Raw genomic sequence first — 25,097 nt, 5'->3', positions numbered from 1 at the left:
CCTTTCTGAAAAAGGGCAGGGGCCGGTTCACCCGGCCCCAATCCGTTATTGTTTTACCACGTTGATATTGGCTGCGTCGTCATCCAGCGCCATGCTGGTATTCAACGTCACGTGGTGGAAGCGCGCGGCGGCAAAGTCGTCGTGGATGGCGAAGCCGACCGTGTAGGTCTGACCGGGCTCCAGCGGCACATCCCCGGGCGCACCGGAATTCAGTGGCCGCGAGAAGACGACAGTCCACATGCCACCCGACAGGTTGGCCGAGGCGGAGATTTCACCGTCATTGACCACGCGCTGTTCCAGCAGATAACCGTTGGAGGCACTACCGTCAGCATAAACGCGCATCAGGTCAAGATAGGTGCCGTCGGCCAAGTATTGCTCGATCTGAGCTTCCGCTTCCAGCTTGTCCCAACCACCCAGAGCTTTGCCACGGCGGCCTTTGACTTCGACATCCGTGCGGCTTTCGCTGATGTACTTGGTCACCGTGTCCTGTGCGCTCATACGGCCTGCGACATCCCCATTGGCGGCAATCGCGTCGGCTTCGGGCGCGAAGGGCATATAGGTGTTGTCGGCATGGCACGAGGCCCAGCAACCCACCTGATCGCCCATCTCGATACCGGTACCGGTGATCATCATGGCGACCTTGATCTGGTTGTCAGGGTCCATCTTGCCGCCATCAACAAACGGGGCAGGGTTGTGACCCGCATCCGGCCATTGCATGCGGATGTACAGGTTTTCGTCGTCGTGGGCTGCCTGCACTGTTGCGTCGATCACACCGCGCTTGCCTGGGATCGGAGTCGGTTCCAGATCACCACCTGCAACAATCTTGTTGCCGATCGCATCCAGTTCCTTGGCGTGACAGGTCGAGCACTGATCGCCGCCCTTGGTTAGCGGTCGTGCGCCACCGTGGAACTTGCCGTTCTGCACCCATTCAAACGAAGCCTGACCGGGGTAGAACAGTTTCATATCTGCGCTTGCCACGGCGTTCCAATCGATGTTGCCACCGACATCGCTGCCACCGCCTGCGGGGGCTGCGGCTTCTTCTCCGCTTGCGTTGGCGCGTTCTTCGGCGACAGCTGCATCAACAGCGGCTGCGATCTGGGCCTGAACAGCCTCGTTCTGCGCCTGCTTGGCCGCTTTTTCAGCCTCGGCCTCGGCAGCTTCCTTGGCTTCGATCTTTGCAAGGCTGGCCATGTACTCTGGCGGGATCGGGCGGATGAAGGCCGGGTTCGGCGCTTCCAGCTCTTCCAGGTACTCTTCGTCTGCCCGGTCGCGGGCGTCCGAGTGCGCGATACCCTTGTGACAGTCGATACAGGTCTGACCGATCTCCATCGCGTTCAAGTGCTGCTGACGCGCGCGTGGTTTCTGGAACTCGGGCATCATCGATTCAAAATCGTGACAGTTGCGGCACTCGCGCGAGTCGGTTTTCTTCATCCGTTCCCATTCGTTCATCGCCAGATGCACACGCTTGGCCTCGAACTTTTCGCGGGTATTGATGGTGCCGACCATCTTGCCATACAGCTCTTTGGACGCCTTGATCTTGCGGATCATCTTGTGGGTCCAGTCCTTGGGCACGTGACAATCGGAACAGACCGCGCCGACGCCCGAACGGTTCACGTCGTGGATCGTACCAGTGTATTCCTCGTAGACGAAATCGCGCATCTCGTGGCACGAGATACAGAAATCTTTGGTGTTGGTCGCTTCCATGGCGGTGTTGAAACCGCCCCAGAAGACGATACCGGCGACAAAGGCCGCCGCGATACCTGCCACAGGCATTCCCCACAGGAAATACCGGCGCCAGATCGGTTTTTTCTTTTCCGGTTCGGAAGTCATATCCGGGCTCCGTTTTGGCTGTCTTGTCTGGCCCTGGGTGGCAGGCCGGTGAGTTTGGCTGTTTGGTCAAACGGGGAAAGGGCGGGCGAGGGGCCCGCCCTTTCCGGTGTTGGTTCTGAAACCGTCAGGTGACGTGGTTCGAACGGTTGTAGACGTTGAACTTGCCGGTCGGAGCATAGAGCCCTTCGATGCGGCCGATTTCTTCCAGCGTCTTGGCGTCGAAGATCACGATCTGACCGTTGGGTTCTTTCGAGTCCGACAGGTTCCATTTGGAAACCCAGACCTCGGTACCGTCAGCGTTGAATTCGAAGTGAACAGCGGCGCTGCCTTCGTCTTCGGTGATCTGGATCGTTTTCACGATCTCGCCGGTCTCTTTCGAGATGACCTGAACCGACTGCTGAATTTCCGGCTCCGGATGTTTGGTCTGGTCAGCCCAGATGTAATCCGAATTCGGGTGGGTACGGACAAACAGGCCGGGGCCGTCTGTTTCCACTTCGTAGCAGGTTTTCCAGGCCTGATCCGGATGACCTTCGGGGTCGTTGCCCCAGACAGTCACGGTACCAACGCCAAGGTGGGTTGTACCAGCTACCGGACCACAGTTCGGGTCGACCCAGTTGGCGCCCGGTCCCGGGTGCGGCAGGGCTGCGGTGTCGATCATCGCTTCCAGCTTGTGGGTCTCGGTGTCAACAACAACCATCTTGTTCGACGCGTTCGCGGCGATCTGGAAGTAACGGCCTGTCGGGTCGAAGAACCCGTCATGCAGGAACTTGGCCGAGTTGATCTTGTCGATCCGCAGGTTGTCCAAGTCGGTATAGTCGACCTGCCACAGCTGACCCAGTTCTTTCACGGCAACGATCCAGGTGGGTTCGTTCGGCGTGGTGTAGATAGCGGCCACACGGGCCTCTTCCACATACTCGCCGTCCACGTTGGTACCGCGGGTCGAAACGACCTTGACCGGTTCCATGGTCTGGGCGTCTACGATTGCAAAGTGCGGCGGCCAGTAACCACCGCCGATGACGTATTTGCCGTCGCCGGAAACGGCAACGTCGCGTGCGTCATAGGCAATCTTGACTTCGGAAACCAACATGTTCTCGGGCTTCTGCCAGAGGTCGATCTTGGTCATCTTGCCGTCGCGGCCCATGGTGTACCAGAAGCGGCCCGGATGCTCCGGCTCGGTGATCGAGTGGTGCTCGGATGCTTTCAGAACGTGCACAGCGTAACCGGTCGGGATGTGCGTCAGCACTTCTTTGGTGTCGCCGTCGATAACAGCCACTTTACCTACGTCACGCTCGATGACGACAAAGAAGTTTTCCCAATTGCGGCCATGCAGCGGCTCGGTCGGGTAGTCGGCTTCTTCGACGTAGACCTTGCGGGTCTCTTTCATCTGCTCCAGCGACATCTCTGGTGGCTTGGGGGCCTCCATCATGATGTATGTCGCCATATCCTTGATTTCCTGCTCGGTCATGATGTCCGAGAAGTTGTTCATACCGCCTTCGGTACCCCAGGCGATGATCTTCTCAAGGCGTTCCTGCCCGAGTGCAAGGGTGCCGCCTTCGGTCACGGTGCCGTCCGCTGCGGTTTTCTTCCAGTGCGGTTCAAGGTTCTTACCGGTGGCGCCTTTACGCAGAACGCCGTGGCAACCTGCGCATTGTTCAAAGTAGAGCTGTTTGGACGATTCAAATGCTTCGTCGCTCAATGTTGGCTCTTGGGCAAATGCTGGCGCAGCGACGCTGCCCAGCAACATTGCCAAACCGACCCCAAAGGCGCGGCCGGTTTTGTTGTAGCTGATTCCAAGTGACATGATCACTCTCCATTTGCGTGGTGAGGCAGGGCTGAGATTGAGACATCACGGAGATGTCATCCTTGACCAAAGTCAACGAGAGGTCCGTAAACCGGCAGGCGAGCAGGGATTTTGTTAAAAAGAGACGCCGTAAAAGTTGTGTTTTCTGTTCATATTAACTGCGCGCCCTTGATTTTTGTTAAGGGGGGAAGGGCTTGCCGCGTCTAGACCTTGGTAAAACAGCATTGCGGCCAAGGAGAGCAGGCATGTCGGCAATGATCGCACGTGTGTTGGGCGAAGGATTCCGGGTGTTTTTTCTGTTTGCAGGTCTGTACGGCCTGTTTGCGGGCGGGGCCTGGGGATTATGGTTGGTTACGCAGACAGGAGCGATTCCCTACGAAGATCCGACCTATTCCATGTCGCCACCCATGTGGCACGCACACGAGATGATCTTCGGATATGCCACTGCCGCCCTAGGCGGATTCTTCCTGACAGCTGTCCCAAATTGGACTGGCACGCCTGACGCACGCGCGCGCTTTGTCACTCTGGCGGCCGGAATTTGGTTGGCGGGCCGGCTCGCCCTGTGGTTTTCGGGTGCTTTGTCACCAGTGCTGGTTGCAGTGGTCGATTTGGCCTTCGTGCCAATACTTGGAGCGAAGATCGCGTCTCAGCTGATCCGCAGGCCCAAGCCGCAGAACATGATTTTTCTGTTGCTCTTGTCCTATATCTGGGTCGCCAACCTGTTGACTCATTTGGAATGGATCGGGGTGACGGACAATACGCTTCAGTCCGGTCTGCGCGCAGGTTTGTTAACGTTGTGTTCGATGATCGCAATTCTCGGTGGGCGGATCACACCGGCCTTTACCCGAAATGCAATGAAACGAGCTGGAGAACCTGAATCCGCCTGGCCGGCCTCGATTCCCGCGCTGGAAAAAGCTGGCATGGTGGTTGCGCTATTGGTGCCGCTTACCGTTTTGGCATTGGGTGTCGGACCTGTCGCCGGTGTGCTGGCACTGACTCTGGGCGTTATTCAGGTGTTGCGTTTGGCAGGTTGGAGGTCAGGCTGGGCTATCCGGCAGCCGATCCTGATCGCCCTGCACCTTGGCTTGGGGATGCTGGCGCTGGGATTGATCCTGTGGGGGCTGGCTGTGCTGGGCTATGGTAAGGAAATCGCCGCCCTGCATGTTCTGGGAATCGGCTGTGTCGGTGGCATGACCCTTGCTGTGATGAGCCGTGCCGCGCTTGGGCACTCGGGGCGCGAGCTGGTCGCGCCGCCGACCATGACAGTGGCCTACGGACTAATGGCTGTGGCTGCGATCGTAAGATGGCTGGGGACCGGGCTAAGTGACAGTTATATGACCGCTATGCTGGTCGCGGACGGGCTTTGGGTCAGTGCCATCGCCTTGTATTTGATTGCCATGTGGCCAGCGCTGACAGGACCGCGTACAAGGAACGCATAGCACCACACCCGCGAAACCTATCACAGGTGTTCGATCAGAGAGCGACTGTTCTTGATGTGACGCTGAACCAAATTACGAACCTGCCTGCCTTTCGCCGGTATTGGACGCGCGGAAGCAGGGGCATACCCCGGAGTTCCCAGAAACGGGAACAGTTCTAGCATCTCTGCACGCGCTGCTGGCGGCACTGTCTTGAGTGCCTCGGTGCCAGTGAACAGGCTTTCCGACGGAGCGCCCTCGGCAAAGACAATCTCATGCTGTTCGAATAGCATGTGGTAATATTCGACCGTTTTCACCGATTCATCGATGCTGATACCGGGAGTGCCGACCAGAGTGTGCGCAGGCACCAGGATCTCGCTGGTGTCAAACATACGTATCGCGATGGTTGATCGCACCAGCATCCGGTGCTGCGGTGAAACCAGCAAATCGCGCCGGGGCAGGCCACAGCCCAACGCACCGGCCTCTATCCGAATTGGCAACAATCTGGGTTTCGCTGTCAGGTCCGCGAGGTCCAGTGTCCGCGCGCCGATCCATCTGATGCGTTGCGTTCCGCGGTCCAGAGTTATGATTTCATCGCCCGCCGACAGCGTCTCGATGAGTTTTTCCCCGCCGGGGGTGAGGACCTTGGTTCCGGCGACAAAACAAGGCACATCAACAATGACATCCGGGTCGGTGGTGTCCGGAGCGTTCGTTGGTGTGACATTAGAGTCCTGGAACCTGTAAGTGACGCCCGGAACCAGAGGCTCTGACGTAATGTACCCCACCAATTCGCCGTCGACTTCGACACGAAACATGTCGATTGTGCCCCCGCCGGGTTTGGTGAGCAGATAAGATTCTTCCAGATAGATATTGCCGGTAATCGGCGTCAGCGATCCATCTATGCTGGTGACAACCCCTGTCTGTGTCGGATCGTCGCCATTTTCGTCGTTGTATCTGTCGCCATTGAAAACAGTTCCGGTATCGGGAGTTCCCGATCCGCCGTCAAGAATAAGGCCCCCGGCGTCATCCGTGACATCAAATATGCGCCGATCCGTGTCCGGATCAAAAGAGGCATCAAGTGTAATAAAGTCGGGGCCGAAATTGAAATCGACCGTTACAACATCGGGTGAATAGCCGATGTAGGAATAATTTGCCATTTAACCTGCCCTATACGTCAGCGCATCCTAAACGCAATTGACGGCTTACATGCGTTGGATGTTTTTTTAGAACCCTAAGAATTGCCGGGCTGAACATTGCTGCTAGGAGTGATGATTATCAAGGCAGCAATGCGGCTTTTTGACGAATTTGTGTTAATAAACAATTACTACTTCCCTTTTCCCAGCTGTCATGCCGGGCAAATTGAAAAGGATCGTCTCTCCACGCTTGGGTTCTGATTTCCTGTATTCATCGCAGGTTACGTGAATTCAAGCTCATGGTCTTGACTTTCGTTAAGGCGACACCATGGCCGGACCGCCATTGTGACGAAACTAGCTAATCGGCGCAAAGGAGAGCGCGATGCGAGAAGTCATGACAAAGAGCATGGCCCGCAATATTTTTTATGGCGGGTCACTGTTCTTCATTCTCATCTTTTTGGCCTTATCGGCCCATTCCCACTGGTACATCGTCAATTCTGAGAATTCGGCGAAACTGGATGAAAGCGTGGTACGCGGCAAACACGTCTGGGAAAAACACGCCTGCATTAACTGTCACTCGATCATGGGCGAAGGTGCTTATTTCGCCCCTGAGGTTGCCAACGTGATGACCCGCTGGGGTGTCCTGGACGATCCGGAATCAGCCTTTGAATCCCTCAAGGGCTGGATGGAGGCGCAGCCTACCGGCATTCCCGGTCGTCGGCAGATGCCCAATTTCAACCTAAGCGACGAAGAGATCCGTGATCTGGCCAACTTCCTGATCTGGACGGACAATATCGACGCTCAGGGCTGGCCGCCGAATGAAGCGGGCTGAGAAGGGAACGGAGAAATGAAATACGAATCCCAAAAAGTGGCCTATGCCTATTTTGCCGTGGCAATGGCCCTGTTCGCGATCCAGGTAACCGGCGGTTTGCTGGCTGGCTGGATTTATGTATCGCCTAACTTTCTGAGTGAGCTGCTGCCGTTCAACATTGTGCGGATGCTGCATACCAACGCTCTGATCGTCTGGCTAATCCTGGGCTTCTTCGGCGCGGCGTACTTCCTGATCCCGGAAGAAACCGAGCGTGAGATCCACTCGACCAAGCTGGCCTATCTGCAACTGCTGATCCTTGTGGTCGGTACGCTGGGCGCGGTGCTTACCTACACCTTTAACCTGTTCGAAGGTAACTGGCTGCTGGGTAAAGAGGGGCGCGAGTTCCTTGAACAACCCAAATGGGTCAAGGCAGGCATCGTAGTTGCCGCGCTGATCTTCCTTTACAACGTCTCGATGACAGTTCTGAAGGGTAAAAAGACTGCAATCAGCAACATCCTGCTTCTGGGCCTCTGGGGTCTGGCACTGCTGTTCCTGTTTGCCTTCTACAATCCGGGCAACCTGTCCTTGGACAAACAATACTGGTGGTACGTTGTTCACCTGTGGGTCGAAGGTGTGTGGGAACTGATCATGGCCTCGATCCTGGCCTACCTGATGCTCAAGCTGACAGGCGTTGACCGCGAGATCGTCGAGAAATGGCTCTATGTCATCGTTGCCGCCGCGCTGTTCTCGGGCATCCTCGGCACCGGCCACCACTACTACTGGATCGGTACACCGGGTTACTGGCAGTGGATCGGTTCGATCTTCTCCAGCCTCGAAGTGATCCCGTTCTTCGCGATGATGGCCTTTGCCTTCGTCATGGTCTGGAAGGGCCGTCGTGACCACCCCAACAAGGCCGCACTGCTGTGGTCGCTAGGTTGTGCGACGCTGGCCTTCTTTGGCGCGGGTGTCTGGGGCTTCCTGCATACGCTGCACGGTGTGAACTACTACACTCACGGTACGCAGATCACTGCCGCTCACGGTCACCTGGCCTTCTACGGTGCCTATGTTTGCCTCAACCTGGCGATCTTCAGCTACGCAATGCCGATCCTGAAGAACCGCGATCCTTATAATCAGGTTCTGAACATGGTATCGTTCTGGCTGATGACCGGTGGTATGGTCTTCATGACCTTCGTGCTGACCTTTGCCGGAACCGTGCAGACGCACATGCAGCGTGTCGTAGGTGACTACTTCATGGATGTGCAGGATCAGATCGCAATCTTCTACTGGATGCGCTTTGGCTCTGGTCTGGTTGTGGTTATCGGTGCGCTGCTGTTCATCTACTCGATCTGGGTTCCTCGTAAAGAGATCATCGAACCCGGTGCAGCCGAAACACCTGCGGAGTGATGGATATGGATGGCTCCATGAAACTGGGAATGGGGGCGGCTGACGCCCCCTTCTACCTCCCTCAGGGCGATGAATGTGATGTGTTCACAGCCGCCAGCTCAAACAACCTGCCGGTTCTTCTGAAAGGTCCGACCGGCTGCGGCAAGACCCGCTTCGTGGCTCACATGGCCGCAAAACTGGGTCGCCCACTTTACACTGTGGCCTGCCATGACGATCTGGCTGCCGCCGATCTGATCGGGCGCTACCTGTTGAAGGGCGGCGAAACCGTCTGGGTCGACGGTCCGCTGACCCGCGCCGTAAGAGAAGGCGCGATCTGTTATCTCGATGAAGTTGTCGAGGCTCGCAAGGACGTTACCGTCGTGCTGCACCCTTTGACCGATGACCGGCGTATCTTGCCGATCGACCGTACCGGCGAAGAGCTTGAGGCCGCACCCGGCTTCATGCTGGTTGCCTCGTACAACCCTGGTTACCAAAATATTCTGAAAACCCTGAAACCCTCGACCCGGCAGCGTTTCATCTCGATGGAATTCGACTTCCCATCGCCCGAGATGGAGGCAAAAGTCGTAGCCGAAGAAAGCGGACTGGCGCTGGAGCGTTGCAAACCGCTGGTTCGTCTGGCGGGCAAGCTGCGCGGGCTCAAGGGTCAGGATCTAGAGGAAGGCGTCTCCACCCGCCTGGTCGTCTATGCCGCGACGTTGATCGCACAGGGCATGTCGACCGACCGCGCCATCCTTGCCGCTATGATCGAACCTCTGACTGATGACGAGGACATCAAACGCGGGCTCCTCGATCTTGTCACGGCTGTCTTTGGGTGAGGCCGGCCGATGGTCAAGATCGACTTTGAGCCATGGGAACCCGAAGAAACGATCGGGAAACTGTGGCACACCCTTGCCAGCCGCCTTGATGCACCTGAGGTGCATGTTGGAGCCGCGGTCGACCTCTCTGAGGTCGCAGGGCGGTTGGCAGTCCTCTTCCGAGGACTTGGGGGTAGTCCGGGCGTCGAGTTGCGCCCGGTCTCACCCGAAGTTTCGCACCACCGTCTGAGCTGGAGGCGTCGTTTGGCGACCGAAGTGGAACAGCTTCCACGTGCCTCGTTCGACGGTGAAGTATTGCGTCTGCCCGACAGGCTGGCAGTTTTCCCCGCACGAGAGGCGAACGGCGCACTATACGTCTGGCTTGCTGCCGCCGCTGCCCATGCCGGAACGCGGATCGACGAAGAAGACCCGCTGCGTGCCGACCTACGCGCCCTGACTGCGGCACAAGCGATGGTCGCAGCCACACTAGACGATGCCCCCGGCCTGCGCCCGCTTTACACCGAACTTTGCAAAGGTCTGCTGTATCAGCGCGACATTTCGAACCTACCGCCGGTTGAGGCAGCTGTTGAAGAGCTGCTTCGCAACATGTTGGGCGACGCCGCGCCGCTCTCTCCAAGGGCAGAGCAACTCCAAAAGCTGGACGATGATCTGACTGCCCCGCGTGGCTATCAGCACTACCGTCCGATTCCACTATGGCCGGAACTACGCGCCGTCTCGTTTTCGGAGCACACCGAAGTTGAAAGCCGCGATACCGATGGTCCGCCTGAGGAATCCGGCGAAAAGACACACCGCGCGCGCCGCCGCAAGTCCGACCAGGCTGAGAGAAACGACAGCCTGATCCTGCACAAATTTGAAGCGATCCTCAGCTGGGCCGAGTTCCTGAATCTCAATCGCCGAATTGACGACGACGACCCGGATAATGCGAAAAAGGCGGCTGATGATCAGGACGAAATCGGTCTGGGTCAAATCTCCAAGGCGCCGCCAACTCGATTGAAACTGCACTTGGATCTCGCGCCCGAAGATGTGAACCGCGAACGTCTTTCAGGCCGCATCCTCTATCCCGAATGGGATGTGCGCACTGGTGCTTATCTGCCCGACCACGTCAACGTCCTGACTTCGGATGCCGAAATTCGCGAGGATGCCGCTGAATTCGGAAAAGACCCCGCAACTGCGCGCCGGATTCGCGCCGTAAAACGCCAGTTCGAAGCGCTGCGCCCGGGCCGAGTGATGACCCGAGGCCATCTTGACGGAGATCAGCTGGATATCGAGGCCGCCGTGCGTGCCGAAACTGACCGCCATGCCAGCGGTGTAAGCAATGAGCGCATCTGGCTGCAGTCCCGTCCCGAAGCGCGCGATCTGGCTGTGTCGATCCTTCTGGACGTTAGTCGTTCGACCGAAAGTGCTGTGGCAGGCCGCGCTGTTATCGACATTGAGCGCGAAGCGCTGGCAGCACTGGCCTGGGGCCTCAACGCGTGTGGTGACGATTTCGCCATTCACTCTTTCAGTTCATTGAAACGCCAACGCGTCTATATCCAGCGTTGCAAGCGTTTCGATGAGCCGATGGGTACCACTGTCGAGCAACGCATTGCCTCGCTGCGTCCCGGTCACTACACTCGGCTTGGGGCGGCGATCCGTCATTGCTCTGCTGATCTGGCAACGCAGTCGCGCAAACGTCGCCTGTTGCTGGTCATCACCGACGGCAAGCCCAACGACCTGGATCACTACGAAGGTCGGCATGGGATCGAGGATACCTGCATGGCCGTTCGCGAAGCCCGTCGTGGTGGACAATCGGTGTTTGGCGTCACCATCGACAAAACCGGCAAAAGCTGGTTCCCGCGCATGTTCGGGCAGGGCGGTTTCGCAGTCATTCCCGATCCGCACCGTCTGACCATGGCACTGCCGCAGATTTACCGGCAACTGGTCGGAGCATGAGTGATGCCACGCTGATCGATGAACTACCCGGCGAGCTGTTGATGTGGGTTTTAATCATCAGCGAGCTGCTGGTCTTCGGGGCAGGTCTTATTGCTTTCATGGGTGTGCGCCTGACCGACCCGGCAGGTTTCGCCGAGGCGCAGTCACATTTGTATCGTACCGGCGCGGCGCTAAACACCGCCGTGTTGGTGACTTCCGGTTTTCTTGCCGCCAAGGCACTTGCCTGGAGGCATGTTGCGCGCCGTCGGATTGCTCGTTTTGCCTTGATTGGCGCGGCGCTTCTGGGGGTGGTCTTCCTGATCATTAAAGGAGCGGAGTACGCAGGCAAGGCAGGGCAGGGGATCGGCTATGAGACTCACCCGTTCTTTCTGTTCTACTATCTGCTCACGGGTTTTCATGCGGCCCACGTTCTGGCAGGTGTCTGCATCCTGCTGCTGGTCGCCTGGCGTGACGACCCCCGCAATATCGAAGCCGGAGCACAGTTCTGGCATATGGTCGATCTGGTCTGGATCATGTTGTTTCCCGTGATTTATTTGCTGGGATGACGGACATGCCTACGTCTTCGTCCTCTCCCATTGTCGCCCGCCTATGGCGCCGGGATCTGCTTACACGCGCCTGGCTCGGTCTGCTGGGGCTGAGTGTTGCATCCGCAGTGCTGACCATGTGGCCCGCGCCAGATTCAATCGTGGGAGGGGGCATCCTGCTGCTTGCGATGATCAAGGCGCGCATTATCCTTGCGCACTATCTTGATCTATCCCACAGCCCGGCATGGCTGCGCGGTTTCACGATGGTGTTGAGCGGCTTCGCAGCTGTGATCTTTGGTCTTTATCTGATCTGACAAAAAAAATGCCGCTCAGTTGAGCGGCAGTTTTCCAAGCGAAGGGACGCTTTGGTTATTGGGCGGCCATTGGCATCCGTGCGATCTGACACCGCTGCCAGAGGGCCGACAGAGCCCCAACCAGATGGTCGATATCCTCATCCGTGTGCACGGGTGAAGGCGTGATCCGCAAACGCTCGGTACCCTTGGGTACGGTGGGGTAGTTGATCGGTTGGATGTAAATGCCGAACTCCTCCAGTAGCGTGTCCGAGATAAATTTGCATTTCACTGGATCGCCCACCATCACCGGGATGATGTGGCTGGGGTTGGGCAGATGCGGGATGCCTTCTGCCTCCAACCGGGCGCGGACCTGAGCCACGCGTGCTTTTTGCAGATCGCGTTCTTCGGTCGACTGTTTCAAGTGCCGGATTGACGCTGCCGCACCTGCGGCGATTGCCGGGGGAAGGGCGGTCGTGAAGATAAATCCGCTGGCAAAGCTGCGCACGAAATCGCAAAGCGCAGCGGATGCGGCGATATAGCCGCCAACGACACCGAAAGCTTTGCCCAAAGTACCTTCGATCACTGTCAATCGGTCCATCAGACCTTCGCGCTCGGCAATGCCGCCTCCGCGAGGACCGTAAAGGCCAACGGCGTGAACCTCGTCCAAGTAAGTCATAGCACCATACTTGTCGGCCAGATCACAGATCTCCTTGATTGGCGCGATGTCGCCATCCATGGAATAGACCGATTCGAACGCGACCATTTTAGGTGCATCGGGATCAGCAGCGGCCAGTTTTGCTTCAAGGTCCGCTAGATCATTATGCTTCCAAATTACCTTCTGCGCCCGTGAGTGGCGGATGCCTTCGATCATCGAAGCATGGTTCAGCGCATCAGAGAATACGATCAGACCGGGGATTTTCGATGCCAGCGTCCCCAACGCGGCCCAGTTTGACACATATCCGGAAGTGAACAGCAGCGCGGCCTCTTTCCCGTGCAGATCGGCCAGTTCCGATTCTAGCAACACGTGATCATGAGTCGTGCCTGAAATATTTCGTGTTCCGCCTGCACCTGCTCCGCAGCGATCCAGCGCATCGTGCATCGCTTCGATCACCGAAGGATGCTGGCCCATGCCCAGATAGTCGTTGGAACACCAAATTCGAACGTCGCGCTGCACTGGCCCATCGGTCTGACGCGCGTTCGGAAACGCACCGCAACGGCGTTGCAGGTCGATGAATACACGGTAATTTCCCTCGTCCCGCAATGCATCCAGGCTTTGGGTGAAATATCGCTCGTAGTCCATCTTGCTTGCTCCCCGGAATACTGGCTTTGGGGGGAGATTAAGCCCCGGATGGTGCGCGCGACATGACAATTGTCAAGTTTATGGCAGGAAAAGGCTGGTGCAGCGGTGTCGGGTTTGGCATAGCCAGAATAGAATAGATGTACCGGTCAGAAGAATGGCCAGGGAAAAAGGGGACGCTTCGTGGCGCATGAAATCCAAAAAGCGATCGCGCGGCAGTCATTATTGCTCAAGAGCTTGCCCGAGCAGCATGTCGATACGCTGCTTGGCCATGCGATCTGGCGGCAATACGATCGTGGCGAAACAATCTTTCTTCAAGAGGAAGAGGCCAAAGCTGTTCACGTTGTGCTGGCAGGTTGGGTCAAACTGTTTCGCATGTCTCCGACGGGCGCCGAAGCCGTTGTCAGCGTCTTTACCAAAGGCGAAAGCTTTGGCGAGGCTGTCGCGCTGCGAAATGTTCCTTATCCGGTGTCGGCCGAAGCCGTTTCTCCGTGTGAAATTATGCATATCCCTAGTCCGGTATTGCTGTCGCTAATGCGTGAAGATCCCGAAATCGGTGTGTCAATCCTGGCATCGACCTTTACGCATCTGCATTCGCTTGTTGCTCAGCTGGAGCAACTCAAAGCGCAGACCGGGGCGCAGCGGGTGGCAGAATTTCTGTTGGGCCTTTGCGAGATCGAGACTGGTGGATGTGATGTTGAACTGCCTTACGACAAAATGCTGATAGCGGGGCGTCTGGGCATGAAACCGGAAAGCCTGAGCCGAGCATTCTCGCGTTTGAAATCAGTCGGCGTTAAGATCAACCGAAACCACGCCGTGATCTCTGACGTCGTTAGCCTTCGGGATTACGCCGAAAGCGATCCGTCAGAGAAGTAATAACGAACCTAGGACACGATCGGGTTAGCCCCGGTTTTCTTTGGACAATCAGTTGTGCGACAGCTGGCAGGATTCTGGGGTCCGGGCAGACAACATTCTATGGCTTTATGCGCAACAGACGAGGTGACGACGCTGTTTGCTGTCATAACTGCGTATAAAAGTTAACAAAACTGTCAATTTGCTATACTGTTGCAGTGTTAACGCCAACTATCCTTGGTTTATTGTTGTGAGTCAGACTATTTACGAGAAGTACGGCGGGTTCAAAACCATCAGCCGCATCGTGATGTCATTCTATGATTTGGCATTGGATTCCGATCAGATCGGCGATCATTTCGACGATATCGATATGCCGCGCCTGATAGATCACCAGACCAAATTCATTTCTTCGCTTGTCGGCGGCCCGGCGTCGTTCAGCGACGACCGGATTGAAGCTGTGCATCGCCACCTGAACATCACGCACGCGGATTTCGATGAGTTGGGGGTCCTGCTTACAGAAGCTCTGATCCAGCATGGAATGTCAGATGCGGACATCGCAGTTGTTATGGATGCGATTGAGTCGAAACGCTCAATAATCGTAGCTCGGACTGCCGCATGAACATTCATGCGATCAACGAACATCTGCTTCGCGCTATCGGGGTCGGTGTGGCCGTCCTGCGGGCTTCGGATATGACATTTGTATTTCATAATGGTCCGTTTGCCGAATGGTTTGGAACACCGGAACCCGGGCAGACCTTGTTGGATATGCTGCCGGGGCTTGACGTAAATGAGTTGGAGGACGTGAAGCAGTCGGGTCTTCGGTATTCCGCAGAATTGCAGATCAAGCCCAAACGCCGCACGTTGATTTTCGCAACCGCTGTCTCGCTTGCCAAGGGGTCTGATGAACAGCTTTTGGTCGTCGAATGCCAGAACATCACGCGTATCCGCGAATTGGAGAGCATGATCGACAGCTATTCAACCATGGTCGAACGAAACACGCGCGAGTTGGAACGTGAGAAAGAGCGGGTTGAGCGTCTGTTGCTGAATCTGATGCCGCGCGCCGTGTACGAAGAATTCAAAACATTCGGCGTGGTAACGCCACAGCTCTATGATCAGGTGTCGGTGGTCATGCTGGATTTTGTCGACTTTACCGACTTCGCAGCCAAGACCGACCCGACTGTTACGCTGAGCGAATTGAATGACATTTTCACGGCATTTGACCGTATCGTAGAACAATTCGGCTGCGAGCGGATCAAAACGATAGGCGATGCTTACCTGGCCGTTTCCGGTATGCCGGATGAAACGCCCGATCACGCTACGGCAGTCGCCCATTGCGCCGTGCGTTTCCTGCGGTATCTGGAGCGGCGCAACGAAAGCCATCCTCATAAATGGAGGGCCAGGATCGGGCTTGGAACGGGGGCGGCGGTCGGATCAGTCGTGGGAATACAAAAGTATGTCTATGACGTTTTCGGTCCTGCGGTAAACATCGCGTCGCGTCTTCAGGTTTTTGCCAACCCGATGCATATTGTTGCCCCGGAAGAGATGAAATACGCCCTGATTGATGAGTTCCAGATCACTGATCTTGGACCGGTGGATATTAAGGGGATGGGGAGTATGGATCTGATCAACGTTACATCTCGGCTGAGCATGCCGCAGAAGACCCGGATGTTCTGAGGAATTCTCAGTCGTCCTGAGGCAATAGACCCAACCCTCTGAGATAGATGCCGATTCCGGATTCCAGCAATTCCTCTGGCGGGAAGGGCGACGTAGCGCCTGTGTTGCGGGCGTAAAGCTCTACAACGCCGTGGCTCATGGCCCAGATATGGGCACTGAACATCGCGGCAGGTGGTCGTTTTTCTGGTGGGATATGTTGTGAAAGGTCGGCAGCAGCCTTTTCCAATACACTTTTGGCCCGGTTCGCGGCGGCAGCCAATTCGGGTGTCCGGTTCACCGAAATTCCGCTTTCGAACATTGCAATATAGTGCCCGGGATGTTTGCGAGCAAAGGCCAGATAGGCGCGGCCAGTGGCCTCGAACGCGGCCAGAGCTGAAGGCTGGCCTTTGTCGTAGGCAAATTGCATCAGGTCCGCGAACATTTCGAACCCCTGTCGGGCGGCTTCGGCGATCAAATCCTCGCGGCCTTCGTAGTGGCGATAAACGGCGGCAGGTGTCACACCTGCAGTCTTGGCGGCCTCGGACAAAGTAAACCCAGTCGGGCCTTTTACCTCGATCAGGGACAACGCCGCCTCGATCAGCGCCTGTTTGAGGTTTCCGTGATGATAACCGCGCTTTGTCATTCCGGCCCTAGTCGCCTTTGGTTTTTTTCTGCTCAGGGGTCAACACATAGCCTAACCCGTATTCCGCGTCCAACTGATGACTGACAAGCTTTTACGCGTCCCAGATGTCTGGACCACCACAGATATCCGGGTCCGGTGTGCCAACGGTTTCGACGTCTTTTTCGTCATAATTCAGCGCATTCAACACTGTCCGTATCGCCGCCAGACGCGCGCGTTTTTTGTCATCCGAACGGACTATGGTCCAGGGGCAGTGCTCTGAATGAGACCGGGTCAGAGTTTCGGATATCGATAGGGTGTATTCGTCCCATTTATGCAATCCCGCCACATCAATCGGGCTGAGTTTCCATTGTTTCAGGGGGTCGGTTTCACGCGCGAGAAACCTGTTCAACTGTTCCGCACGCCCGACATTCAACCAGAACTTGAACAGATGAATACCGTCGTTCACGAATCCTGTTTCAAGTGGAAGGACCTGGCGAAAAAACCTTTCGCGCTGTTCCGGGGTGCAAAAACCAAAAACGTTCTCGACAACACCGCGATTGTACCAGCTGCGGTCAAAAAACACGATTTCCCCGGCAGACGGCAAGTGGGAGACATAGCGTTGAAAATACCACTGACTGCGTTCGGCATCCGACGGTTTGCTGAGCGCCACATTTCTGGCACCGCGTGGATTCAGGTTCTCGCGAAAGCGTTTAATCGTTCCGCCTTTGCCTGCCGCGTCGCGGCCTTCGAAAATGATGGCAACGCGCTGTCCGGTCTCTTTGACCCAGGATTGCATCTTGACCAATTCGATCTGCAGGGACTCCATCTGTCGATTGTAGTCCTTTCCCTTCATCCGTTCAGAATAGGGGTAAGTCGGGTTCAGAATGTCGTCCTTTTTCGCGCCCTCGATGGTCTTTCGAATGTCGTCCGGGGCGTTCTTGCGAAAGTACTTTTCGATAGAGCCTTTTTCTGATCGGGTCATGAACGCCTCGCCATAAAATCCATAACTTACTATGGATTACGGATGAGCTTAACGCAAACCCGCGCGTTCAGCAGCGCGGTCGATTGCGGCGGCAACTTCAGGCGCGGCAACGACCTGAGGCATGTGGCCGATACCGTCCAGTTCGATCAGTTCCGCACCCGGGATCTGTTCGATCAAACGCTCTGAATGCCAGCCGATGCCAACTGTTGTGTCCGCGGTGCCGTGGACGATTTCAGTTGGTACGGAAATCTCGCCGTACCGTGGTTGTAGTTCGGTAATTTCGTCCAGCAGGTTGGCGCGCTGCTTGGCGTTGGCATGCATCGATGCGCGGCGCATTGTTAGCCCGGGTCCGAAATGCTCCGCATATCCTTCGGGAGCTTTTTGCGGGGCAAATACTGTGTCCAGGGCCTGGGTCACGTACCAATCCGGAACGTAAGCGGCAACTAGGGGCAATGCCAGCGCGTTGCCAACCGAGGTCGCACCGATCGTGTTGAAAGCGTCCAGCGGTGTCTCCCAAGGGATTGCCGCGGGGGCAATCAGCACCAGAGCGGAAATATCGTCAGGCCGCATTACCGCCCAAGCCAGTGAGACCGAACCTCCGTAGCTTTGCCCGGCGACGATGGGTTTCTTCGCGCCTAGTTTAGCAGCGGCCTGTTGTAGTATTTCCGCTTGTTCAACAATGGTTTCGCCGTCGGGGCTAAAGCTGTCTGAGTAGCCGAGTCCGGGACGATCGAACACGATGACGCGATAGTTCTTCGCCAAAATGGGCGCCAATGCAAACGTCATGTCGCGGGTATTGCCGCTGGACCCATGGATCAGCACGACATCCGGGCCGTCTCCCATCACCACGGCATGAACAGCGTTCCCGTCCACCTCGACAATCTGGCCTTCCAGTGGAAACTGAACTTCCGCATTGGTTTCACGCTGATTGACGCGCCAAGCAGTAACCGTGACCAGCGCCAACAGGAGAAGACAAAGGGATATCAGGATTTTAACGGCCAATCTTGTTCATGTCGAATGGGGTTGTCTGGTAGATCTCATTGATCCAGTTGCCATAAAGCAGATGTGCATGGCTGCGCCATCTGTTTTGCGGTGCCTGGGTTGGATCGTCGTCCGGATAATAATTCAGCGGCACGTTTATGGGCGTTCCATTGGCCACGTCGCGATCATATTCCTGTTTCAGCGTGTCGCTGTCATATTCGAAATGGTTGAAGATATAGAGCGCGCGATGGTCTCGGTCCTCGACCAGACAAGGCCCGACTTCGTCACTGCCCAGCAGCGTTTTAAGACCTGACGTGGCGTCTATTTCGACCTGCTTCATCTCGGTCCAGCGACTGACAGGGATCACGCAGTCGTCCGAGAACCCACGCAGAAACGGCGAAGCCTGATCGAGGTTTCTATGCCGGAAGCAGCCAAACGCCTTGGCGTCCAGCATATGTTTCCGGGCGCCGTGAAAATGGTTGATCATTGCCATGCCGCCCCAGCATACGCCAAAGGTGGAATGCACGTTGGTCTGTGTCCACTCGAAAACTTCGGTGATTTCGTCCCAATAAGTAACATCTGGAAAATCCAGATGCTCGATGGGCGCGCCAGTGATGATCAGACCATCGAATTTCTGACCCTTCACGTCCTGAAATGGCTGATAGAACTCGGCCATATGTTCGGCAGCAGTGTTTTTGGTCTGATGCTCGGTCATGCGGATCAGTGACAGCTCGATCTGTAGCGGAGTCGCCCCGATCAGACGCGCAAACTGGTTCTCTGTCTGAATCTTTTTGGGCATCAGATTCAACAGCCCGATCCGCAGGGGGCGGATGTCCTGACGTGCGGCCTGATCATCGGCCATGACCATAACGCCCTCTTGGGTCAGGACGTCAAAGGCGGGCAAGTCGGATGGTATCTTGATCGGCATAATGTCACGCTGTTGAAGCTGCGAATGAAATCTGGAACTTAGGCCGGGTTGGCCGGGGTCTCAAGGGCGCGTTCGATCAACTCATCGAAATCACCGGCGTCGCGAACCTTGCCGATATCATCGGCGGTGACCGTAATACCCCAATTGGCCGCCATTGCCTCGTATCTGGGCTGGCGATGTGCCAGAGCGCGGGCATAGGTCCAGCGGATGAAGGCATCCGGATCAACCTTGTCCGCTGCACAGCCGTTCAGAGCCAGGTATTCATCCCAGACCTGCGTCAGGAACTCTGGCTGATAGGACATTGGTTTGGGCGCTTTGTCGAAACGGCGGATCAATTCGGTTGTGTGAGCCTCGTCCCCCTTGATCCAAATCATCAAAGTATGACGGGACAGTTCGGACAAGACCTGATCCTTGGGGTTGTTCGGGTCGACCCACTCACAAATCGATCCGCCGGTATCGCAGATGAAATTGGGGTACTGGTATAGCCGTTGCGCTCGGTCGATGAAATACTTTGTATCCAGCAGGGCGTGGATTTCGGCTTGGCGAAACTGTTCCTGACGGCGACGGTACTCCGAAATTTCCAGCCCGCCTAATGCCGGATTTCCCGGCTTGCCCAGATAGGCCGCAACAGGCGTAAGGTTTTCGAAAGTTATATTCGAGCCGATAAAGATCGAATCCGACAACAAAAGATCGCGCAGAAAGGGTACTTTCATTGCTTCGGCCTTGGCATTGTCGGTGATGTACTCGCCCATATACCGAGTACCGATCCGGTAATCGATTGAGTAATGGAACCAACCGCCTGCGTCCCGCAATTGGTTCGAGACATAGGATTTCCCCAATCCGGACATGCCGAAAAACAGCACTTTTTTGCGCGCCGCATCGCGCCACTCCTGAGCTGAGGTGTAGATCATGATCCGCTGTCCCTTGTTTTGCCCTAGCTAAATCGGGTCGTCAGCGGCGTCAATCTCGTCGGCCGGATCGGCTGAGGATAATTAGGCCCAATGCGAGAACGGCGAACCCCAGAAACGCGTTGGGGGGTAGGGATTCGTCTCGGATCAAAGCACCCAGAATGATGGCAACCGGCGGTATGACAAGTGTCACCAGCATCAGATTTCCGCTGCCCGCCTGCGCCAGAACGCGGTAATACAGCAGGTAAGCTCCGGCCGTAGCGATGACAGCGTAATAGGCGATTGCTGCCCAGGTTTGCCAAGGCAGGTTCAGTGATGGAACCCCGTCAACTACCAAAGTGATCGGCAGCGTTATCAGAGTCGAGGCCGTCAACATGCCCGCGGCCGCAATCTGAGGGGGCAAGCTACTCAGATTGAACCGCGCCCAGACCGCCGCCAATGCGTATGACAGGGTACCGCCCAATATGGCCAGTTGAGCGAGGCTGCCGGGGCTGAACTGGGTGAAGTTTGCCAGACCAATCGCGATTGCCACCCCCAGAAAGCCTAAGATAACTCCAATAAACCGCGTCCGACTGAGCCGTTCATCGCGGAAAAACAGCGCGGCTAGCAATACGCCAAAGATCGCGGTCGCCGCGTTGAGGATCGATGTCAGGCCGGTTTCGACATAAAGCTGCCCCCAAGCCATGAGCGCAAAGGGCAGAACATTATTGAGCAGCCCCATAACCAGAAAAGCGCCCCAGATGCGAAGGTCGCGCGGGATAGGCTGCCGCTGGCAAGCGATCACGATCCAAAGAACCAAAGTTGCCCAGAAGACCCGATGCAGGACCGAGGTCATGAAAGGAATAGTATCCAATGCGATACGGATGGAGAGAAATGAGGCGCCCCAGATCACTCCGAGTAAAACAAGCTCGGACCAGGCGCGCGGAGAAAGGGATTTTTGAGGTTCCATACCTCGTTCTGTCATCCGCAACGGGTGATTGCGACCCGTTTCTTGCGACTAAAAAGCCCCGCCGGATAGGCGAGGCTTTGTGGCAAAAATGGTATTTGGTTCAGCCCAGGTCGTAGGTGATCTGGAAGCCGACGCTCCATGCGCTGTTGCCGGTGAAAGTGGCGCGGGCGTTGGGGCCTGCGCCATTGGCCGTTGCGTCCCCGATATCGGTATAGCGGACACCACCGGAAATCTTGGCTTTCTCCAAGGAATACGTACCACCGAGGCCGACACTCCAGAATCCGTCAGTCGGACCCAGGTTCGACACCGGATTTCCCTGAGACGATTCATAACCCAAAGTGACCGCGCCAGAAAACTCGTCCGAGAACTGGTAGCCGAGGCCAAGAGCATAGGTAAAAGTAGCGTCTGAATAGTCTACGAGGTTCGAAGTTGGCGGGTAGTTAGGCGGATCGTAAACCAGTTGTGGCCAGTCGACCCAGCGTACCGATCCAAACAGTAGCGTGCGGGGTGCAACGCCGGTTTGAAAGTCCAAGTTAATTGACTGCGGTGTTTCGATCTCGCTGGTTGTGTCAAATGTCGCGACTGTTCCTGGCGGGATAGGGGGAATCGGCGGCGGGTTCAGCGATTCGGTTTGTGAGAGGTTATGAGTGATTTTTGAGTTGTACGTCAGAGCCACTCGTGCGGCGATTTCTGGTTTTTCCCAAGCAACACCAACCACATACCCGAAATCAATTTCAGCGTCTGAATTGACCTGGTAGCCGGCTGCAATCGGCACAGTTACCGAAGCTTTGACGCGCTGTGCGCGCAGACCGCCGATGGCACTAAAGCCGCCGTCCAGCTTGTAACGCAGCAGCGCTGTGATTGCATCTGTGTCGGCTTCTGCTCGCAGAACGTCCGAACGACCAGCCGGGATCGGATTGATTGATAGCGGGTAAGCCGCTGAATATGCGATGTCCGCGCCAAACGGTTGGTCATAAACCAGAGCAAAGTCCAGCTTTTCGGTCAACGCCCTTTTGTAGGCGAGGTGCGGTGTGAAAAAATCGTTGGCTACGTTGCCAGAATCAACCGGCTGGCCGAAATTCGGACCGGGTGTCAGGTTTGGCATTGTTCCGCTGACACTGGGGTTAGTGTACCCAAGCCGGAACTGTACCACTGACCCTTCTTCAAACAGGATGTTCACACCCTGACCGCTCCGATCGAGACCACCTGCCTGTACCGCCGTTGCCCCAACGCATAGCGCGCACGCTTGTAACAGCGTTTTTTTCATTTAATCCTCCCTACACTGTCCTTTGCCCTGCCTTGCACGTTCCCTAAACGCGCCAACCGGGCATGTTACCGGCTGATACAACCTTAGACATTAAGAAATGGTCAACTGGTAACCGAACGTTACTCTGGGCAGGAGATACGCTGCGGTGTTGCGGAATTGTTACGATTCTCGGACCAGACATTCAGGAATATCCCGGCGAAAATCACGGCGGCACCCAGCAGCGTCCATTGGTCCAGCGGTTCGTGGTACAGGACCATGCCGACAATCGCGATGGTTGGCAGGCGTGCAAAATCAAAGGGAACTACTACCGTGGCCGGCGCAATCGCAAGCGCATTCGTGATGCAGTAATGCGCCAAAAGACCCGCCAATCCGATCAGCAGCAGAAACGGCGCGGTCTGCAGCGAAGGCAATGCCATCCGCCCATCAAATCCGGCGGCAACAAGACCAAAAACAGCCTGCATGAGAGTCAGCCAATACATGATGCATCCGATACTGGCAGTACGAGTCAGCGATTTGGTTGAGATATTGGTGAGCGCAAAGAATATGGCCGATGCGGCCGCGCAAATAACACCCAGGCTCAGAGGCGCGGTACCAGGTTGGGCCACGATCAGGATGCCTGCAAACCCGATCAGGGCGGCGATCATGCGCAGTGCCGTCAGCCGCTCGCGCAGAAACAAAGGTGACAGCAGAATAACCCAGATCGGGTTCGTGAACTCCAACGCAAAAACCTGGGCTAATGGAATGACGCCGACGGCATAAAACCACAGGTTTTGACCGGTGAAATGCAGCCCGTTTCGAATTGCGTGCAAGCCCAACCGGTCGGTGGACACCTGGTGCCATTTCCCGTTCACTGTGAGGACCAGTGCGACCACACAAAGGCCAACGAGACTGCGGTAGAACATGATCTCGAAAGTGTCATGGGTGACACTCAGCTCACGCCCGGCCACAGCCATTGACGAGAATGCGGCAATCGCACCAGTCATCCAAAGCGCAGCTTTAGCGATCTGAGGTTTGGTGTGGTCCAAATCTGCCTCCAGGAAGTTCACAGGTTAAGTTTTAGGCTTCCTAGCGTTTTACTCGGTTCTGTGAAACGAAAAAGCCGGGTCACATCCCGGCTTTTTTTGTCATTCCCACTCGATCGTACCCGGCGGTTTCGAAGTGATGTCATAGGTGCACCGGTTGATGCCTTTGACCTCGTTGATGATCCGGGTGGCGGTTTCACCAAGGAATTCATGGCTGAACGGATAGTAGTCAGCGGTCATACCATCGACCGAGGTCACAGCCCGCAGTGCACAGGCATAATCATAGGTACGCCCGTCACCCATTACACCCACGGTACGCACCGGAAGGATAGCGACAAATGCCTGCCAGATTTCATCATACAAACCGTGTTTGCGAATTTGGTCGATATAGATGGCGTCGGCCTCACGCAGGATTTCCAGTTTTTCACGGGTGATCTCACCGGGGCAGCGGATCGCCAGACCTGGTCCGGGGAAGGGGTGGCGGCCGATAAAACTCTGTGGCAGGCCAAGTTCGCGGCCCAGCGCGCGGACTTCGTCCTTGAACAGTTCACGCAGGGGCTCGACCAGTTTCAGGCCCATCTTTTCGGGCAGACCGCCGACATTGTGGTGGGACTTGATGGTGACCGAGGGGCCGCCCGAGAACGAAACCGATTCGATCACGTCGGGATAGAGCGTGCCCTGGGCCAGAAATTCGGCCCCATCGATCGTATCGGCGTGTTTCTGGAACACGTCGATGAACAACTTGCCGATGATCTTGCGCTTGGTTTCCGGGTCGGACTGACCGTCCAGCTCGCCCAGGAACAAGTCGCTTTCATCCGCGTGGATCAACTGAATGTTGTAGTTGTCGCGGAACATACCGACGACTTCTTCGGCCTCGTTCTTGCGCAGCAGGCCGTGATCGACAAACACGCAGGTCAGCTGATCACCGATTGCTTCGTGGATCAGAATGGCTGCAACCGAGCTGTCGACGCCTCCAGAGAGGCCGCAGATCACCTTTTTGTCGCCCACTTGTTCGCGGATTTTGCGGATCATCTCGTCGCGGTACGCACCCATTGTCCAGTCGCCACTAAACCCTGCCAGCTTCACGAAATTCTCATAGAGCTTGGCGCCTTTGGGCGTGTGGTGCACCTCGGGGTGGAACTGTACCGCATAGAAATGGCGAGCCGGATCTGCGGTGATGGCAAATGGCGCATTAGGCGATGTACCGTAAACCTGGAAGCCCGGTGCAATTTCGCTAACGTGGTCGCCGTGGCTCATCCAGACTTGTTCGTCGCCGTCGGCAAACCAACCGTCAAGGATGTCCAGTGAACCGTTAGGTGTGACGAATGCGCGGCCGAATTCGGCTGTACCATGACCGCTTTCAACTTTGCCGCCCAGTTGATGCATCATGACCTGCTGGCCATAACAAATACCAAGGATCGGCACGCCGAAATCAAAGATCTCCTGCGGCGCGCGCGGTGAACCCTCGCGCGTCACGCTATCTGGCCCGCCCGAGAATATCACGGCACGCGGCGCCATCTCGCGCACGAATTCCATCGTGACATTCTGATAGGGGTGAATCTCGCAATAGACGTTCAGCTCGCGCAGGCGACGGGCAATCAGCTGCGTTACCTGGCTACCGAAGTCGATGATCAGAAGGCGGTCATGGGTGTCTTGGGTCATGCTTGGCTATTAGGTC

At 56.3% G+C, this 25,097-nt stretch carries 23 protein-coding genes; 10 read left to right on the top strand and 13 right to left on the bottom strand.

Going from position 1 to position 25,097, the window contains the following annotated elements; genetic code table 11:
• Positions 1-45: 45 nt before the first annotated feature.
• Complete coding sequence (locus tag AC2TCY_RS04510; protein WP_480845772.1) at positions 46-1,830, bottom strand: NapC/NirT family cytochrome c; 1,785 nt, start codon at positions 1,828-1,830, stop codon at positions 46-48.
• A 124-nt stretch (positions 1,831-1,954) separates the two neighbouring features.
• On the bottom strand, positions 1,955-3,631 hold the full coding sequence (locus AC2TCY_RS04505) for a cytochrome D1 domain-containing protein (RefSeq protein WP_480845770.1): 1,677 nt from the start codon (positions 3,629-3,631) through the stop codon (positions 1,955-1,957).
• A gap of 245 nt (positions 3,632-3,876) precedes the next feature.
• Here AC2TCY_RS04505 and AC2TCY_RS04500 point away from each other — a divergent pair, with 245 nt between their 5' ends.
• The gene (locus AC2TCY_RS04500; RefSeq protein ID WP_480845769.1) at positions 3,877-5,070 is read left to right on the top strand and encodes an NnrS family protein; all 1,194 of its coding nucleotides are present in this window, start codon (positions 3,877-3,879) and stop codon (positions 5,068-5,070) included.
• A 20-nt stretch (positions 5,071-5,090) separates the two neighbouring features.
• Here the strand turns inward: AC2TCY_RS04500 and AC2TCY_RS04495 are convergent, their stop codons facing one another.
• Positions 5,091-6,203 carry a Hint domain-containing protein gene (locus AC2TCY_RS04495; protein WP_480845767.1) on the bottom strand — a complete coding sequence of 371 codons (1,113 nt, stop codon included), beginning with the start codon at positions 6,201-6,203 and terminating at the stop codon, positions 5,091-5,093.
• A 358-nt stretch (positions 6,204-6,561) separates the two neighbouring features.
• On the opposite strand from AC2TCY_RS04495, the gene AC2TCY_RS04490 reads away from it, so the two are divergent.
• The 6 genes from AC2TCY_RS04490 to AC2TCY_RS04465 are packed head-to-tail and all read left to right on the top strand — an operon-like array spanning position 6,562 to position 11,979.
• Positions 6,562-7,011, top strand: coding sequence for a c-type cytochrome (locus tag AC2TCY_RS04490; protein ID WP_480845765.1), 450 nt, complete (start codon positions 6,562-6,564; stop codon positions 7,009-7,011).
• 15 nt (positions 7,012-7,026) lie between these two features.
• On the top strand, positions 7,027-8,394 hold the full coding sequence (locus AC2TCY_RS04485) for a cbb3-type cytochrome c oxidase subunit I (RefSeq protein WP_480845763.1): 1,368 nt from the start codon (positions 7,027-7,029) through the stop codon (positions 8,392-8,394).
• A 5-nt stretch (positions 8,395-8,399) separates the two neighbouring features.
• Entirely contained in the window at positions 8,400-9,209 is an 810-nt protein-coding gene (locus tag AC2TCY_RS04480) for an AAA family ATPase (protein WP_480845761.1), read from the top strand.
• Positions 9,210-9,218: 9 nt separating this feature from the next.
• Positions 9,219-11,141: a nitric oxide reductase activation protein NorD gene (locus AC2TCY_RS04475; protein WP_480845760.1), complete on the top strand. Its 1,923-nt coding sequence runs from the start codon at positions 9,219-9,221 to the stop codon at positions 11,139-11,141.
• Positions 11,138-11,686 (top strand): cytochrome c oxidase subunit 3, encoded by a 549-nt coding sequence (locus AC2TCY_RS04470; protein ID WP_480845759.1) that lies wholly within the window; start codon positions 11,138-11,140, stop codon positions 11,684-11,686. The genes AC2TCY_RS04475 and AC2TCY_RS04470 overlap by 4 nt, the downstream gene beginning before the upstream one ends.
• Positions 11,687-11,691: 5 nt before the next feature.
• On the top strand, positions 11,692-11,979 hold the full coding sequence (locus AC2TCY_RS04465; RefSeq protein WP_480845758.1) for a cytochrome C oxidase subunit IV family protein: 288 nt from the start codon (positions 11,692-11,694) through the stop codon (positions 11,977-11,979).
• Positions 11,980-12,034: 55 nt separating this feature from the next.
• Here the strand turns inward: AC2TCY_RS04465 and hemA are convergent, their stop codons facing one another.
• Positions 12,035-13,258 carry a 5-aminolevulinate synthase gene (hemA, locus tag AC2TCY_RS04460; RefSeq protein WP_480845756.1) on the bottom strand — a complete coding sequence of 408 codons (1,224 nt, stop codon included), beginning with the start codon at positions 13,256-13,258 and terminating at the stop codon, positions 12,035-12,037.
• 180 nt (positions 13,259-13,438) lie between these two features.
• On the opposite strand from hemA, the gene AC2TCY_RS04455 reads away from it, so the two are divergent.
• From AC2TCY_RS04455 to AC2TCY_RS04445, 3 genes are all read left to right on the top strand, one after another.
• Complete coding sequence (locus AC2TCY_RS04455) at positions 13,439-14,131, top strand: Crp/Fnr family transcriptional regulator (protein WP_480845755.1); 693 nt, start codon at positions 13,439-13,441, stop codon at positions 14,129-14,131.
• A 226-nt stretch (positions 14,132-14,357) separates the two neighbouring features.
• Complete coding sequence (locus AC2TCY_RS04450) at positions 14,358-14,726, top strand: group I truncated hemoglobin (protein WP_480845753.1); 369 nt, start codon at positions 14,358-14,360, stop codon at positions 14,724-14,726.
• Positions 14,723-15,781, top strand: a complete 1,059-nt coding sequence (locus tag AC2TCY_RS04445) for an adenylate/guanylate cyclase domain-containing protein (protein WP_480845751.1) — start codon at positions 14,723-14,725, stop codon at positions 15,779-15,781. Before AC2TCY_RS04450 ends, AC2TCY_RS04445 begins: the two co-directional genes overlap by 4 nt.
• 7 nt (positions 15,782-15,788) lie before the next feature.
• Here the strand turns inward: AC2TCY_RS04445 and AC2TCY_RS04440 are convergent, their stop codons facing one another.
• The 9 genes from AC2TCY_RS04440 to guaA form a co-directional block, all read right to left on the bottom strand.
• Positions 15,789-16,403 carry a TetR/AcrR family transcriptional regulator gene (locus AC2TCY_RS04440; RefSeq protein WP_480845749.1) on the bottom strand — a complete coding sequence of 205 codons (615 nt, stop codon included), beginning with the start codon at positions 16,401-16,403 and terminating at the stop codon, positions 15,789-15,791.
• A 91-nt stretch (positions 16,404-16,494) separates the two neighbouring features.
• Positions 16,495-17,364, bottom strand: coding sequence for a polyphosphate kinase 2 (gene ppk2 / locus AC2TCY_RS04435; RefSeq protein ID WP_480845748.1), 870 nt, complete (start codon positions 17,362-17,364; stop codon positions 16,495-16,497).
• 48 nt (positions 17,365-17,412) lie between these two features.
• On the bottom strand, positions 17,413-18,366 hold the full coding sequence (locus tag AC2TCY_RS04430) for an alpha/beta fold hydrolase (RefSeq protein ID WP_480845747.1): 954 nt from the start codon (positions 18,364-18,366) through the stop codon (positions 17,413-17,415).
• Entirely contained in the window at positions 18,356-19,273 is a 918-nt protein-coding gene (metA, locus tag AC2TCY_RS04425; RefSeq protein ID WP_480845746.1) for a homoserine O-acetyltransferase MetA, read from the bottom strand. The genes AC2TCY_RS04430 and metA overlap by 11 nt, the downstream gene beginning before the upstream one ends.
• 38 nt (positions 19,274-19,311) lie before the next feature.
• Positions 19,312-20,184, bottom strand: coding sequence for an ATPase (locus AC2TCY_RS04420; RefSeq protein WP_480845744.1), 873 nt, complete (start codon positions 20,182-20,184; stop codon positions 19,312-19,314).
• Between the two features lie 49 nt (positions 20,185-20,233).
• Positions 20,234-21,130 (bottom strand): DMT family transporter, encoded by an 897-nt coding sequence (locus AC2TCY_RS04415; RefSeq protein ID WP_480845742.1) that lies wholly within the window; start codon positions 21,128-21,130, stop codon positions 20,234-20,236.
• 100 nt (positions 21,131-21,230) lie between these two features.
• Positions 21,231-22,397, bottom strand: a complete 1,167-nt coding sequence (locus AC2TCY_RS04410; protein ID WP_480845741.1) for an OmpP1/FadL family transporter — start codon at positions 22,395-22,397, stop codon at positions 21,231-21,233.
• Positions 22,398-22,516: 119 nt separating this feature from the next.
• Entirely contained in the window at positions 22,517-23,380 is an 864-nt protein-coding gene (locus tag AC2TCY_RS04405; RefSeq protein WP_480846362.1) for a DMT family transporter, read from the bottom strand.
• A 141-nt stretch (positions 23,381-23,521) separates the two neighbouring features.
• Positions 23,522-25,081 carry a glutamine-hydrolyzing GMP synthase gene (guaA, locus tag AC2TCY_RS04400; RefSeq protein ID WP_480845740.1) on the bottom strand — a complete coding sequence of 520 codons (1,560 nt, stop codon included), beginning with the start codon at positions 25,079-25,081 and terminating at the stop codon, positions 23,522-23,524.
• Between the last annotated feature and the right edge of the window lie 16 nt (positions 25,082-25,097).

It is taken from the genome of Ruegeria sp. HKCCD7181 (assembly GCF_057221055.1).
This window is presented reverse-complemented; position numbering and strand designations above follow the sequence as displayed.

What these genes read in the sequence shown, in the direction of transcription:
- AC2TCY_RS04510 (WP_480845772.1), bottom strand. Translation starts at nt 1,830, where the DNA reads ATGACTTCCGAACCGGAAAAGAAAAAACCGATCTGGCGCCGGTATTTC.
- AC2TCY_RS04505 (WP_480845770.1), bottom strand. Translation starts at nt 3,631, where the DNA reads ATGTCACTTGGAATCAGCTACAACAAAACCGGCCGCGCCTTTGGGGTC.
- AC2TCY_RS04500 (WP_480845769.1), top strand. Translation starts at nt 3,877, where the DNA reads ATGTCGGCAATGATCGCACGTGTGTTGGGCGAAGGATTCCGGGTGTTT.
- AC2TCY_RS04495 (WP_480845767.1), bottom strand. Translation starts at nt 6,203, where the DNA reads ATGGCAAATTATTCCTACATCGGCTATTCACCCGATGTTGTAACGGTC.
- AC2TCY_RS04490 (WP_480845765.1), top strand. Translation starts at nt 6,562, where the DNA reads ATGCGAGAAGTCATGACAAAGAGCATGGCCCGCAATATTTTTTATGGC.
- AC2TCY_RS04485 (WP_480845763.1), top strand. Translation starts at nt 7,027, where the DNA reads ATGAAATACGAATCCCAAAAAGTGGCCTATGCCTATTTTGCCGTGGCA.
- AC2TCY_RS04480 (WP_480845761.1), top strand. Translation starts at nt 8,400, where the DNA reads ATGGATGGCTCCATGAAACTGGGAATGGGGGCGGCTGACGCCCCCTTC.
- AC2TCY_RS04475 (WP_480845760.1), top strand. Translation starts at nt 9,219, where the DNA reads ATGGTCAAGATCGACTTTGAGCCATGGGAACCCGAAGAAACGATCGGG.
- AC2TCY_RS04470 (WP_480845759.1), top strand. Translation starts at nt 11,138, where the DNA reads ATGAGTGATGCCACGCTGATCGATGAACTACCCGGCGAGCTGTTGATG.
- AC2TCY_RS04465 (WP_480845758.1), top strand. Translation starts at nt 11,692, where the DNA reads ATGCCTACGTCTTCGTCCTCTCCCATTGTCGCCCGCCTATGGCGCCGG.
- hemA (WP_480845756.1), bottom strand. Translation starts at nt 13,258, where the DNA reads ATGGACTACGAGCGATATTTCACCCAAAGCCTGGATGCATTGCGGGAC.
- AC2TCY_RS04445 (WP_480845751.1), top strand. Translation starts at nt 14,723, where the DNA reads ATGAACATTCATGCGATCAACGAACATCTGCTTCGCGCTATCGGGGTC.
- AC2TCY_RS04440 (WP_480845749.1), bottom strand. Translation starts at nt 16,403, where the DNA reads ATGACAAAGCGCGGTTATCATCACGGAAACCTCAAACAGGCGCTGATC.
- ppk2 (WP_480845748.1), bottom strand. Translation starts at nt 17,364, where the DNA reads ATGACCCGATCAGAAAAAGGCTCTATCGAAAAGTACTTTCGCAAGAAC.
- metA (WP_480845746.1), bottom strand. Translation starts at nt 19,273, where the DNA reads ATGCCGATCAAGATACCATCCGACTTGCCCGCCTTTGACGTCCTGACC.
- AC2TCY_RS04420 (WP_480845744.1), bottom strand. Translation starts at nt 20,184, where the DNA reads ATGATCTACACCTCAGCTCAGGAGTGGCGCGATGCGGCGCGCAAAAAA.
- AC2TCY_RS04415 (WP_480845742.1), bottom strand. Translation starts at nt 21,130, where the DNA reads ATGGAACCTCAAAAATCCCTTTCTCCGCGCGCCTGGTCCGAGCTTGTT.
- AC2TCY_RS04410 (WP_480845741.1), bottom strand. Translation starts at nt 22,397, where the DNA reads ATGAAAAAAACGCTGTTACAAGCGTGCGCGCTATGCGTTGGGGCAACG.
- AC2TCY_RS04405 (WP_480846362.1), bottom strand. Translation starts at nt 23,380, where the DNA reads ATGACTGGTGCGATTGCCGCATTCTCGTCAATGGCTGTGGCCGGGCGT.
- guaA (WP_480845740.1), bottom strand. Translation starts at nt 25,081, where the DNA reads ATGACCCAAGACACCCATGACCGCCTTCTGATCATCGACTTCGGTAGC.